The 12,789-nt window shown below is 69.4% G+C and carries 14 protein-coding genes; 2 read left to right on the top strand and 12 right to left on the bottom strand.

Annotation, left to right across the window (positions count from 1 at the left end; all coding sequences use genetic code 11):
* The first annotated feature begins 7 nt into the window (after positions 1 to 7).
* On the top strand, positions 8 to 1,348 hold the full coding sequence (locus tag A5712_RS17910) for a phenylacetate--CoA ligase family protein (protein ID WP_068107763.1): 1,341 nt from the start codon (positions 8 to 10) through the stop codon (positions 1,346 to 1,348).
* Between the two features lie 103 nt (positions 1,349 to 1,451).
* On the opposite strand, the gene A5712_RS17915 is transcribed toward A5712_RS17910, so the two are convergent.
* From A5712_RS17915 to bfr, 8 genes are all read right to left on the bottom strand, one after another.
* Entirely contained in the window at positions 1,452 to 1,886 is a 435-nt protein-coding gene (locus A5712_RS17915; RefSeq protein ID WP_068107670.1) for an SRPBCC family protein, read from the bottom strand.
* Complete coding sequence (locus tag A5712_RS17920) at positions 1,886 to 2,719, bottom strand: lysophospholipid acyltransferase family protein (protein ID WP_068107672.1); 834 nt, start codon at positions 2,717 to 2,719, stop codon at positions 1,886 to 1,888. The genes A5712_RS17915 and A5712_RS17920 overlap by 1 nt, the downstream gene beginning before the upstream one ends.
* Positions 2,720 to 2,749: 30 nt before the next feature.
* Entirely contained in the window at positions 2,750 to 3,850 is a 1,101-nt protein-coding gene (locus tag A5712_RS17925; protein ID WP_068107674.1) for an amidohydrolase family protein, read from the bottom strand.
* Positions 3,847 to 5,199, bottom strand: coding sequence for a glutamine synthetase family protein (locus tag A5712_RS17930; RefSeq protein ID WP_068107765.1), 1,353 nt, complete (start codon positions 5,197 to 5,199; stop codon positions 3,847 to 3,849). Before A5712_RS17930 ends, A5712_RS17925 begins: the two co-directional genes overlap by 4 nt.
* A gap of 22 nt (positions 5,200 to 5,221) precedes the next feature.
* Complete coding sequence (locus tag A5712_RS17935; protein ID WP_068107676.1) at positions 5,222 to 6,103, bottom strand: TIGR03854 family LLM class F420-dependent oxidoreductase; 882 nt, start codon at positions 6,101 to 6,103, stop codon at positions 5,222 to 5,224.
* A 45-nt stretch (positions 6,104 to 6,148) separates the two neighbouring features.
* Positions 6,149 to 6,643 (bottom strand): carboxymuconolactone decarboxylase family protein, encoded by a 495-nt coding sequence (locus A5712_RS17940; RefSeq protein ID WP_068107677.1) that lies wholly within the window; start codon positions 6,641 to 6,643, stop codon positions 6,149 to 6,151.
* The gene (locus A5712_RS17945) at positions 6,640 to 8,736 is read right to left on the bottom strand and encodes an MDR family MFS transporter (RefSeq protein WP_068107679.1); all 2,097 of its coding nucleotides are present in this window, start codon (positions 8,734 to 8,736) and stop codon (positions 6,640 to 6,642) included. The genes A5712_RS17940 and A5712_RS17945 overlap by 4 nt, the downstream gene beginning before the upstream one ends.
* Positions 8,737 to 8,813: 77 nt before the next feature.
* Positions 8,814 to 9,293: a bacterioferritin gene (bfr, locus tag A5712_RS17950; RefSeq protein ID WP_067154673.1), complete on the bottom strand. Its 480-nt coding sequence runs from the start codon at positions 9,291 to 9,293 to the stop codon at positions 8,814 to 8,816.
* 239 nt (positions 9,294 to 9,532) lie between these two features.
* Between bfr and A5712_RS17955 the strand changes: the two genes are divergently transcribed.
* On the top strand, positions 9,533 to 9,712 hold the full coding sequence (locus tag A5712_RS17955) for a bacterioferritin-associated ferredoxin (protein WP_067154578.1): 180 nt from the start codon (positions 9,533 to 9,535) through the stop codon (positions 9,710 to 9,712).
* Between the two features lie 4 nt (positions 9,713 to 9,716).
* Here A5712_RS17955 and A5712_RS17960 read toward each other — a convergent pair whose 3' ends face one another.
* From A5712_RS17960 to A5712_RS17975, 4 genes are all read right to left on the bottom strand, one after another.
* Positions 9,717 to 10,466, bottom strand: a complete 750-nt coding sequence (locus A5712_RS17960) for an enoyl-CoA hydratase/isomerase family protein (RefSeq protein WP_068107681.1) — start codon at positions 10,464 to 10,466, stop codon at positions 9,717 to 9,719.
* A 147-nt stretch (positions 10,467 to 10,613) separates the two neighbouring features.
* Complete coding sequence (locus A5712_RS17965; RefSeq protein WP_068107683.1) at positions 10,614 to 11,057, bottom strand: TIGR03618 family F420-dependent PPOX class oxidoreductase; 444 nt, start codon at positions 11,055 to 11,057, stop codon at positions 10,614 to 10,616.
* 8 nt (positions 11,058 to 11,065) lie between these two features.
* The gene (locus A5712_RS17970) at positions 11,066 to 11,767 is read right to left on the bottom strand and encodes a hypothetical protein (protein ID WP_068107685.1); all 702 of its coding nucleotides are present in this window, start codon (positions 11,765 to 11,767) and stop codon (positions 11,066 to 11,068) included.
* Between the two features lie 26 nt (positions 11,768 to 11,793).
* Positions 11,794 to 12,738: a hydrogen peroxide-inducible genes activator gene (locus A5712_RS17975; protein WP_068107687.1), complete on the bottom strand. Its 945-nt coding sequence runs from the start codon at positions 12,736 to 12,738 to the stop codon at positions 11,794 to 11,796.
* Positions 12,739 to 12,789 lie beyond the last annotated feature (51 nt).

Here is a 12,789-nt window from a genome sequence, read left to right on the forward strand (position 1 = left end):
CGAACGGATGCGGGCGGCACATCTGAATGCGGTGCGCGCCGCCCTGGAAGACCACATCGCGCGGCTGGGCTGGTCCCGTCAGCGCATCGAGCGCTACCAGGAATTGCGGCTGCGATCCCTGCTCGCGTTCGCCCGCGAACGCTCGCCGTTTCACGCGCGGCGGCTGCGCGGGATCGACCCGTCGCGTGCCTCGGTCGCCGATCTGGCGTCGCTTCCGGTGATGACCAAGCGGGATGCGCAGGAACAATGGGACAGCATCGTCACGGCACCCGGCCTCGACCGCGACCGCGCCGAACGCATTCTCGCTGAGCAGCAATGGTTTTCGTACACCCCGGGCAACGAGCAGGTCTTCAGCTCGGGCGGGTCCAGCGGCGTGCGCGGCGTGTACGTGTGGGGTTGGCAGTTCTTCGTCTCGGCGGCCTGTCTGGCGTGGCGCACCCAGGCCCGCGAAGAGCAACGTGGCGAGACGATTTCGCGCAGCACGCGGCTGGCGGTGCTGGAGGCCGGCGTTCCGCCGCATGCCAGCACGCCGCTGTTCGACGTGCCGACCGTGCCGGGCATGGAGACCGTCGTGATCGCCGCCGGCGGCCCGTTCGAGGAGGTGCTTGCCGCGGTGGCGGCCGCGCGCCCCACGCACCTGGTGGGCTACCCGTCCGTGATCGGGCGGCTCGCCCGCGCCGCGATCACCGGCGAGCTTGGCATCGAGCCGGTGCGGGTCAGCACCAACTCCGAGCCGTTGCTCGACGAGGACCGGCAGGCGATCCGCGAGGCGTGGGGCGCGCCGATCCACAGCCTCTGGGGCTCAACGGAAATCGGGGTGCAAGCGGTGGGCTGCGCCCGCGGCCAAGGCCTGCACGTCTGCGAGGACGAGGTCGTCCTGGAGCGCGTCGACGACGACGGCAGGCCGGTGGGGCCCGACCAGCCGGCCGCACGCACGCTCGCCACCGGACTCGCCAACCGAACGTTCCCCTTCATCCGCTATGACCTCGGCGACGAGGTCACGCCACTGGCGGGTGAGTGCGCCTGCGGCAGCGCGTTCACTCGGGTTGCCGACATCGGCGGACGCCGCGACGACGACTTCCGTTACGGCGCAACGACGATCCCGGCGGTCGCGTTTCGTCATGTGCTGGGCACCGATCCGCGGATATCCGAATACCAGGTCACCCAGACCGCGGCCGGGGCCGACATCGTGGTCGTCGGGGACCCGGACCGAGAGGCCCTGAGTTCAGCGCTGGTTGCCGCGCTGCGACGGTACGGGTTGATCAACCCAGCTGTCAGGGTCCGGGCCGCCGACACCCTGCAGCGCCATCAGGGCAGCGGGAAGCTGCGACGGTTCGTTCCGCTTTAGGGCCAGGGCCCCGGCTCAGTGCCGGCGAGCGTGCGTGTCTGCCCGTCGACACGCCGGTAACGCTGACATTCTGCGCACGTTCGCGGGTAAGGGGGCCGGGCGGCTAGGTCTCGGCCAGGCGCTTGAGGCACTTCAGGGTTTCGGACAGGTTGCGGCCGACCTGACGTACGGCGATCCGGTCGGCGATGTAGCCGAGCAGACCGCCGGGCGCCTGATAGGACAGCCGGAACGTCACCTTGGTCTTGCCGTCGGCGGCGTCGCGCAGCCGGATGCGCCCCCGCAGGTTGACTCCGGTGATCCCCACCCACGCGACGTCGCGGCGGTCGTCGAACTCGACGATCTCGATCAGGCCGCCGACCGGCACCGAGCCGATTTTCCAGTGCACGGTGTAGCGTGCACCGACGCCGCGTTCGATGTCGTTCGACGACTCCCACCGCTCCAGGCTGGCCATGAACGACGGGTAGCAGTCGGGATCGCTGACGATCTTCCAGACCGCGTCGCGGTCGGTGTTGATCACACACCGGCGTTCGACGCGCATCAGCCGATCACCGGGAATCGACGCTCGGCGGCCAGGCGATCGACGCCGCCCTGCAGGCTGGCCATCACCTTGTCGTGCACGGCTTCGTCGTCACCGTCGACGTCGATCGGGTGCTGCACCTCGATGACGATCTTCGTCGGCAGCGGAATGTGGCCCGCGAGGTCGCTGATGTTGAGGCCCCACGGCAGGGCCAGCGATATCGGGATGCTCTTGAGCCGCAGCAACTTGTCCGCCATCAGCAGCTTGGCCAGCCACTGCCCGCGGTTGAGGAACAGCGCGCTCTCCTGGCCGCCGACGCTGGCGACGGGCACGATCGGCACACCGGCCTCCCGGGCCAGCCGCACGTAGCCCTTGCGCCCGCCGAAGTCGACCTTGTGGCGCTCCCATGACGGGCGGAACACCTCGTAGTCCCCGCCGGGATAGACCAGCAGCGCCGCGCCGGAATCCAGTGCCAGGCGGGCGTTTTCGGGATTGGCGGCGACGGTGCCGAACTTGCGTAACCAGCCCAGCGGCGGCGCGGAGACGACGAGGTTGTGCGCCAACTGATAGAAGGGCCGCTCGACGCCGAAGTACGAGCAGAACGCGAGCGTGAACACGAAGGTGTCCGGGGGCACGTTGCCGCCGCTGTGGTTGCCGACCAGCAGCACAGGGCCGTCGGCCGGGATGCGGTCCAGGCCCCGCACGTCGGCCCGAAAGTACAGCGACGCCAGCAGCCAGGTCCCCGGAAGCTGGTCGCGGATGTAGTCGGGGTCGCGCTGATCGAGGTCGGCTTTTGGAACCCGCGACACCACCTGGTTGCGGGCCCACCCCAAGACGTCCCCCATGGTGGCCATTACGGCGGGGTACCCCGGTGTCGCCGGGCGTCAAACGCGGTAGATGCGGGCGGCGTTATCGCGGGCGATGAGGTCGACGACCCGTATCGCGTCGTGCTGGCTCCAGTCTCCGTCGGCGACGAATCCGCTCAGCACGCGATGAATGCCCCTGCGCCACAAAGCCGCACCGAGGAAGTGCAGTTCCGCGGGGCCGTAGCCGTCCGAGGAGTACAGGATGCGCCGGAACGGCGCCATCTCCAGCAGCCGGGCGAGAAACGACGGCGACCGCGCACCCAGGTAGTTCACGCTCAGGCCGCCGTCGACGTAGACGTTGTTGAAGGCCTGCGCCAGGTAGCCGGCCTCGCGCTCGTAGGGATAGCAGTGCAGCAGCACGATCGGCGTGGCTGAGGATCGCCGCAGGAAATCGAGCAGCAATAGCGGGTTGGCCTTGTGCAGGTCGCAGTCCCGGTCGCCGAAGCCGACGTGGAACTGCAGGGGCTTGCCGAGCCGCAACGCCTGGTGCAGGCCGAACCGCAGCAGCACCCGATCGGTCAGCCGGGTGCCGCCGCTGTCGCGCCAGCGGCCCGCCGCCTCGGCGACCTGGGCCTCGGACGGTTCGCTCAGGTCGCCGTCGAACCCGCCGCGGTAGGCCAGGATGGACTTGGTGCCGACGGCGGTGGCCGCGCGCCGGTGCAGGATCTCCTCGAAGGCCGAGGCGTAGTCGCCCGGCGCCTGCACGGCCTGCTCGGCGACCTGCTCGAGCCGGACGACCTCGTGCGCGCGGTTGCCCGACCACTCGGCCATCTCGGCGGTGCCGGCCGTGTCCACGGCGCCGATTCCGGTGTCGACGAGCCAGTCGCTCACGTTGGCGGCCGGCAGGAACAGCCCCGCCAGCTCGGCTTCGGTGTGCTGCCGACGTCGTTCCCAGTAGGCTTGCGGGTCAACGTGTTTGGGCAGCCCGAGGATGGGGGCGCAGTGGGCACGCACGGCGAAGCCGAGCTGGGAGTCGAAGCCGGAGTCGACGAGCGGTTCGGTGTTGGCCTCGTTGAGGGCGTTCTCGAACCGTCCCCGATCCCCCGCCGCCAACCAGGACCCGTGGACGTGCTGGTCGATCAGCGCCACCTGATCGATGTGCTCCGCGAGGGCGTTCACAGGCTCCAGGCCATCCGGAACTTGTCCGCCAGCTGCTCGGCGTCGAGGTCGCCGTAGCGCTCATGTTCGAGGCTGCGGACCGCGACCACCATGTCGACCGCGGCGTCGCCCAGGATGTCCCGCAGCAAGGCCGAACCGTCAAGCGCGGCAATGGCTTCCGGCTGTGCTTCCGGCAGGAGCACGATGCCGGCGTCGGCGCGTTCCGACTCGGACAGCTTGGCCGGGTCCACGGTGATCTCCGGCGGCAGCGGCGCCTGGCGCTTGATCCCGTCGAGCGCCAGGCCGAGGATCGCCGCCGTCGCCAGGTAGGGGTTGGCCGACGGATCGACGATCTTGACCTCGAGGTTGGCGCCGCGCGGGCTCGCGGGCCCACCCTTGATGAATCGCACCGCCGCCTCCCGGTTCTCTGTTCCCCAGCACGCGTAGGCGCCGGCCCAGTTCCCGGGCCGCATCCGCAGGCCGGAAACGATGGATCCGCAGAGAATGCCCTGGGCTTCGGGCAGGCCACCGATCACCCCGGCGATGGCGCTCTCCCCCGCCGCCGTCATGCCCGCTCGTCCGGGCCCGTCGGAAAACAGCGGACCGTCCGGGCCGGTCAATGAAAAGTGTTGGTGTGCACCGGATCCGACGCTTCCGGCGAACGGCGCCGGTGACATGCTGACGCGCAGCCCCTGACGGCGGGCGGCCCGGCCGATGATGAGCCGGGTCACCGCGAGTTGGTCGGCGGCGGCCACCGGCGCCAGCGGCGACAAGGAGATCTCGAACTGGTTGGCGCCGTACTCGGGATGGAACTGCTCGATGGCGACACCGGCCGTCGTCGCCGCCGCGTTGACGTCGCGAATGAACGCCTCGTGTTCGAGCACGCCGGCCAGGCCGTATTGCGCCCACAGCGCGGCGGGCAGCCGGCCGCCGTCGGGCTCGACCAGGAGGAACTCGATCTCGTGCCCCACGATCGCCTGCAGGCCGGCTTCCTCGAGCGCAGCCTCGATCCGGCCCAGCGTCCCCCGGGCGCACGCAGCTACGGGTGTGCCGTCCTGCTCGAAGAACGAGGCGGGCGCCCAGGCCAGCCCGTCGCCGACGATCCGCATGGCCGACAGGTCGATGCGCAGCCGCTGGTCGCCGACGACCCCGACGTCGTCGGTGAACGCGATGCCGCTCTGGTCGATCGCGAAGCCGTGCCAGGAGGGGCTGGCGCCGAGGCCGGGATCGGCGAAGGTGTTGGTGCGCCGGATCGGGACGGTCTTGGCGTGCGTGAGGCCGGCGGGGTTCACGACGCTGCCGATGACCGTGTCGACGCCTTCCCCCTCCAGCTGTGCGATCGCGGCGGCGGCTAGCGGGGTGGCTGTCATGGCAGCCATTGTGGCAACTCGGTCAGTTCTGGCGCGGGATCAACTCGGTGGCGAAGCGATCGAGGAAGTCGTCCAGCGGCGCCTTGCCCGCCGGCCGGATGACGAATTTGGTCAGCCCGGCGTCAAGGTAGGCATCGAGTTGGCGGTGCAGTTGGTCCCAGTCGGCGGCGATCAGCTCGCCGGGATCGAGTTCGGGGCGGCGCCGCCGGGCCGCCGCCACCAGCTCCGGCGACAACTCGCCGTCCGCGACGGCCAGCGAGATGCCGTAGTGATCGGGCTCGATGCGCCGGCCGGCTTCCGCGGCGGCCCGTTCGATCGCCTCGCGTCCCGCGCGCGCCTCGGCCGGGGTGAGAAAGCTGCCCAGCCACCCGTCGGCCAGCGCGCCGATGCGCCGAAACGCCGCCGGCGCCGAGCCGCCCAGCCAGATGTCCAGCGGTGGCACCGGCCGCGGGGCGACCGCGGCCCCGCTCACGGTGAAATACCGGCCGTTATAGGTGGCGGCGTCGTCGACCAGCGCCGCGCGCAGCACCCTGAGCGCCTCGTCGAACACGGCTGCGCGTTCGCCGTCGGGGACCACGAACACCTCCCGCTCGGCCGGAATCGCCGAACGCAGCCCGAAGACGGGCAGGACGCGCTTGGGGGCGACGGCCGCCAGCGACGCCAGCTGCTTGGCCACCAACACCGGGTGCCGCCCCGGCAGCACGGCCACCGACATGCCCACCTTCAACCGGGTCGTGCGGGCCAGCGCGTAGGCCATGCCGACCACCGGATCGACCGCCGGGGAGTAGACCAGCTCGGAGAACCACAGCGAGTCGACCCCGCTGCTTTCCAGGTGGTCGACGATGCCTGCGAGCCGGTCTGGGGCGGTGTCCAGGCCCAGCCCCACGCCGAAGCGAACCTTCATAGGTATCGCAACGCCGGTTGTGTGCCGGTTTGTGCCCGCCTGCGGCTACGTGCGGCTGGGCAGGGTCAGCTTGCAGGCCTGGCCGATGTCGAGGGTGCGAAGCATCCGGCCCATGCCGACCCACAGGGCGCAGGACATGGCGAGGTCGGCGAGCAGCTCCTCGGTGAAGTGCTCGTTGGCGCGGGCCCAGAAGTCCTCGTCGTCGCGCAACTTGGTGTGCTCGGTGCCGAATCGGTGCGCGAACTCCGCGGCCAGGCGCTCCTGCTCGCTGTACCCCGGCCAGGTGCGCCACTCGAGCGCGTGCTCGTAGAGCTCCTCGTCCACGCCGGCGGCGGGGCCGTCCGCGTCGCGGGTGTTCATGCACACGGTGCATTCGTTGTCGTGCGCGATGACGGCCCGGGCCAGCTCGCGGGTGCGCATGGGCAGCCGGTTCTTCGTGTAGACCGCCTGGCTGAAGTTGGCGATCGCGCCGCCGAGGTCCGGAGACTTCGCGGCCCAGCCATAGATGTCGTCGTCGGCGAACGTTCCGATTCGGCTCATGGCGTGATGGTACGCCCAGCCCGTTGGCCTAGCGCGTTTATGGCCACCGTCGGCGTCTCGTTGTCCCAATCGCGTTGGGCCAGAACTCGATGCGCGACGCGTCCGAGCGCGGCCTGCACCTGTCGCCGGTCGGGCCGGCCCTCGAACCCGGGCGAGCGTTCCAGCTTGTCGACCAGCCAGGCCACCAGCAGCGAGTGCACGTATTCGACCTGCTGCGCCCCGGCCGGGGTCAGCCACAGTTCGTCGCCCTCGCCCCGCGCGTAACCGGTGGCGACCAGGCGGGAGAAGGTGGGCTCCAGCACCTCGAACGGGATCCGCAGGTAGTCGGCCATGTCGGTGAGCCGCGCGACCCCGTACATCTGCCCGTAGCGGTTGATGCGCAGGACGCCCCACAACCCGGCGACGTCGAGCCGGCAATCGGGTCGCATCGCGATGCTGCGCAGTCGCATGCCCGGAACACCCCGCAGCAGGCGGCCGATCGCGGCCTCCAGCATGTCGTCGGGCGTCTGGCTGCTCGGCATGGCGAACGCCTCGCCGATGTCGCCCCGCTTGTTGCCGATGCCGCGCAACGGCACCTGGCGCAGAAACAGCGCCACGACGAAGCCCACCAGCGCGACCGGGACCGCCCACAGGAACACCTGGGTGAGTGAGTCGGCGTAGGCCCGCACGATCGGCGCGGCCATGTCGTGGGGCAGCCGGTGCAGGGCCTCGGGTGAAGCGGCCGCGGCGGCCGGGGCGCGCGCGGCGGCCAGGGCCGGACCGATCCGGCCGTGCAGGAAGTTGGTGAACAGCGAACCGAATATCGCTGCGCCGAAGGAACTTCCGATCGTCCGGAAGAAGGTCACGCCGGAGGTGGCGACCCCGAGGTCGTCGAAGCTCGAGGTGTTCTGCACGATGAGAACCAACGTCTGCATGCACATCCCGATCCCCGCGCCGAGGATGACCAGGAACAGCGACTGCAGCCACGCCGACGTCGACGGCTCCATGCGGGACATCAGGAAGAACGCGAACGCCATCACCGCGGTGCCGGCGACGGGAAAGACCTTGTACTTGCCCGTGCGCCCGACCAGGACGCCGCTGCCCATCGAGGTGGTCAGCATTCCCACCACCATCGGCAGCGTGCGTAGGCCCGACGTGGTGGCGGAGACACCGTCGACGAACTGCATGTAGGTGGGCAGGAACGTCAGGGCGCCCAGCATCGCGAACCCGACCACGAAGGACAGCACGCAGCACACCGTGAACACCGGGCTGGCGAACAGCCGCGTCGGCAGGATGGGCGCGGGGACGCGGCTTTCCACCCAGACGAAGATCGCGAGGGCCACGGCGGAGCCGGCGAACAGCCCGATGATCGTCGCCGAGCCCCACGGATATGTGGTGCCGCCCCAGCTGGTGGCCAGCGTCAGCCCCGACGCGCCCAGCCCGACGAACAGGATCCCGACGTAGTCGATGACGGGCTTGCTGCGGTCGGACAGCGCCGGTATGGCGGCGGCCGCCACGAAGAAGACCACGATCGAGATCGGCACGTTGATCCAAAAGGCCCAGCGCCAGCTGAGGTGATCGGTGAAGTACCCGCCGAGCAAGGGGCCGATCACCGTGGTCACGCCGAACACCGCACCCATCGCGCCCTGGTAGCGGCCGCGATCCCGCAGCGGGATCACCTCGCCGATCAACGCCATCGCGGTCACCATGAGCCCGCCGCCACCGATGCCCTGCAGCGCGCGCGCCGCGACCAGCATGCCCATCGAGGTCGAGAGCCCGCAGAGCACCGACCCGACGACGAAGAACACCACGGCCGCCTGGAACACCCGCTTGCGGCCGAACAGGTCTCCGAACTTGCCGACGAGCGCGGTCATGATGGTCGAGGCCAGCAGGTAGCTGGTGACGACCCACGATTGATGGCCTGCCCCGCCGAGGTTGGCGACGATGGTCGGCAGCGCGGTCGCGACGATGGTCTGGTCCAGTGCCGCCATGAGCATGCCGAGCAGGACCGCGACGAAGATGAAATTCCGCCGCTGCGGATTGACCGCGACTTCCCCGGGCGTGGACTGGTCAGCCTGGCGGGCCGGAACCGCCGCCGGTGTCGTGCTCGTCATGCCTGCCTTCCCTGGGCGTTCGATGCCTATGAGTGCCCAGGGTTAACCGATGGCAACCAAGCGCTGCCTCGACGGGCTCAGCTCGGTGGGCGTGACACGCACTGCGCCGAGTACAGCTCCTCGCCGAGCTTTTCCATCAACTCCAGCTGCGTTTCCAGGTAGTCGATGTGCTTTTCCTCGTCGGCCACGATCTTCTCCAGCAGGATGGCGCTGGTGCTGTCCTGCTTTTCCCGGCACATGATGATTCCGGGCTTGAGCCGCTCCATCACCTCGTATTCGATGGCCAGGTCGGCCTCGAACTGCTCGCGCAGCGTCTGCCCGACGCGCAGCGAGAAGAGGCGCTGGTAGTTCGGCAAGCCGTCGAGCAGCAGGATGCGGTCGGTGATCTCCTCCGCGTGCCGCATCTCGTCGAACGACTCTTCGCGGGTCTTCTCGGCCAGCTCGGTGAAGCCCCAGTTGTCCTGCATCTTGGAGTGCAGGAAGTACTGGTTGATCGCGGTGAGTTCGCTGGTCAGCTGCTCGTTGAGCAGGCGCAGAACGTCCGGATCACCTTGCATGGTCACTCCTAGCGTCGGAGGGCTGTCACGTCTGGCCGCGGCGGCGGGCTGGGCTGAAACACCGGGCGCAAGCAGCACTTTGCCATGCCGGATTGGAATCTTCCAGGAAGGTATGGCTGTGCTCAGTGTGTCGCGTGAGTCACCGAAACGGGGTTAGGCGTCGCTAACCTACTTAGGGTAGACTTCACTAACATGCGGCTTGTTCGCTCGGCTTACGCCCGCGCCCGAGGGGTGCGCTGATGTACGTGTGCCTGTGCGTGGGAGCCACCAACCAGACCGTCTCCGACGTCGTCGCGCGGGGCGCGTCGACGTCCAAGGAGGTCGCCGAGGCGTGCGGCGCCGGGGGCGACTGCGGACGGTGCCGGCGCACGCTGCGGGCGATCATCGCCGCGTCGCGCCAATTCGAACCCGCTCAGTAGCCGGTTACCGATTGTTGAAGTCCGCCAGCGCCGCGGCGTTGGCCTGGGCGCCCATCAGCTCGGCGAAGTGAGCGTTTTCGCGCGCGCTCGCCGCGGCGATCTCGGGGCGGATCGGCTCCATCATCGTGTGCTTGACGGCCATCAGGCTCGAAATGGGCCGGGCCGCAAGAACTTCCGCGTGCCGATGGGCTTCGGGTAGCAGCTCCTCCGGCTCGCAGACCCGCCAGACCAGCCCCATCCGCAGCGCCTCGGCGGCGTCGACCCACTCAGAAGACATCAGCAGCCAGGCGGCGTTCTGCCGGCCCACCAGTTGCGGCAGCAGATAGGACGAGGCCGCCTCGGGGGCCACACCCAGGCTGGTGAAGGGGCACTTGAGCCGCGCCGTCGACGACATGAACGCGAGGTCCGCGTACCCCAGGATGGTTGCGCCGATCCCCACGCCGACGCCGTTGACGGCACAGATCAGCGGCTTAGGAAACGCGGCGAGCGCGTCGATCAGCCCAGGGAAGCCGTGTTTTCCGGGCGTAAAGCCGGGGTCGGTGATGCGCGCCTGCATCTCGGCGAGGTCGGTGCCCGCGCTGAACCCGCGGCCCGCGCCGGTCAGCAGCACGACGGCGACCTCGGGATCCTCGGCGGCGGCCAGCAACGCGTCCGCCGTCGCGTCATAGAGCGCTTCGTTGAACGCGTTGAGCGCCTCGGGCCGGTTCAGCGTGAGGGTGCGCACCCGGTTCTTGTCATCGATCTGCAGCGTCACGGCTGCAGCCTAGCTTTCCGACGGCGGCCGACTGGCCACACCCGTCACTCCGGCACCCTCCCGGCTCTCACACCCAAACCGCAAAAGTGATAGCGCATGCGATATCGAATTTCGAACAGCACCTGACCGTCAGGAGAACCACACCACTTACCCGTTGCTGTACACGCGGGTCGGCGCGATCAACACCACCGCGCGACGCTCCTTGGCCATGACGCGGTCGTACTCGTCCCAGTCGTCGTGGGTGCCGCCGGCGGCGGTGAAGACCTCGCGCAGCAACAGCCGCAGCTGGTCGGCGTCTTTGAGCCAGGGCGGCGCGTCGTCCGGGCCGGCCAGCTCCGCGCTCCCCTCGACGGTGGCCCACTGCCAGCCGTTCTTGAACGTGACGGCCAGTGGCGGGCGGGCCCGCAGGTTGGCGAGCTTGACCTTGCCGTAGGTGGTGAAAGCCAGCGACGGCTCACCGGTGGCCGGGTGCGGCAACAGCCCGACGTTGACCAGCGAAGCCTGCACGGTGCCGTCGGCGCGAACCGTCGAAACCACGGCCAGACCGCTTTCGCCCTTGGCCAGCGACACCGCCTCGTCGAGTGTTGTCATGGCGATCCTCAATCCCGGAATGGTGTTCTGAACACGTAGCGGCTGGTCGGCACCGTGTCGATGTTCTCGTTGGCGCCGAATGCAGTTGTGCTGGCGACCATCCGGCCAAGCCGGTGTTGCAGGTCGTCGTCGTTGGCGGCACCGAAGAACGCCTTCAGGTCGGTGATCGCCTCCTCGGGGAACAACTCCTCGACGATGCCCGCGATTCCCGGCGCGTCCGGGGTGAGGGCACGCACCACCCAGTTCTGGGTGTAGCCGAACGTCGACTGCGTCTCGATGGCGACCGAGGTGTGGTCGCCCTGCCAGCGGGCCAGCCAGGTCGCCTGGTTTAGCTGCACCGGGCGGCGCAGCAACGCGATGTTGGCCAGACCCGTTGTCCGGCAACCGGGTTCGGTTGGCGGCGCGGCGAGCGGAACCGACTCCGTCACCAGGTAGGCGGCGAGCTGCTCGCATTCCTGGGCGAGGAACTTCAGCGCCGCCTGCATCTGGTCGCCATAGCACTGCTGGGTCCACATGCTCACCACCGCGGCCGTCGGCGGGTCCATCGTCGTCAGCGTCATCAGCGAGTGACGCACCGCGCCGTCACGGACGTTCACCTGCAGCCCGAACAGCCCCAGTTCCAACAGCGCGTCGGCGACGTGGCCCCGCTGCCGGGCACACCAGTCGTCATCCGGCTCCGGGCGCATCAGCACCGCGATCACTTTTTCCATGCGCCGAACTTACCGCCGGCGACCGGCTATTTGACCGGGCGTACCTGGTGTTCCTGGCCGATCAATTTGCCGATCATCGCCGCCAGTCGCCGGTAGGACTCGTCGCGGCCGCTCGAGGACCGAAACACCAGCCCGATCCGCCGCCCAGGGCGCGGCGCGGCGAACTGCGCGAGCCCGAGCCGGCTCCGGGCGGCCTCGACCGGCACCGCGGTCTGCGGGATGAGCGTCACCCCCAACCCGCCGGTCACGCACTGCACCGCGGTGGCCAGCGACGCGGCGCGGGTGTTGGCCAGCTCCGCTCGCACGCCCGCCTTCTGGCAGACGTCCAGCGCCTGGTCGCGCAGGCAGTGGCCCTCATCCAGCAACAGCAGCGGCAGCTCGGCCAGCGCGGTGGCGGGCACCCGCCGCTTGCCCGAGAGAGGGTGACCGGGCGGCAGCGCGAGCACGAAGTCCTCGTCGTAGATTCCGACGGCGGTCATCCCGGCGCCCGGCACGTCGGAGGCCGGCAATGCGATCAGCGCCGCGTCCAACGCCCCCTCGCGCAGCAGCCGCAGCAGCCGCTCGGTCTGGTCCTCAATGACGCGCAACATCAGCGACGGCAACTGCTCGGCCAGCCCGGCCAGCACCGTCGGCAGCACGTAGGGCGCCACGGTGGGAATCAGCCCCAGCCGCAGGCCGGCCTGCAGCGGGTCGGCGGCGCCCGCGGCGGCGGCGCTGAACGCATCGACGGCCTCGACCACGGCCTGGGCCCTGGGCAGGAGTTGGGTTCCCTCCGCCGTCAAGAAGACACGCCGGGTGGATCTTTCGATCAGTTGGGTGCCCAGCCCCGCCTCCAACGCCGCCAGCGCCTGCGACAGCGTCGACTGGCTTACGCCGAGACTCGTTGCGGCGCTGCTGAAATGCTGCTTCTCGGCCACCGCGACGAACGCGCGAAGGCCGGCGACGGTCGGCTGATAGGTCTTATCGGGCATACCCATAAGTATAGTGTGATATATCACCTTTACTTCAAACCGGCGGGGCGG

Origin of the sequence: Mycobacterium sp. E2327, from assembly GCF_001672675.1 — a bacterium.
GTDB lineage: Bacteria > Actinomycetota > Actinomycetes > Mycobacteriales > Mycobacteriaceae > Mycobacterium.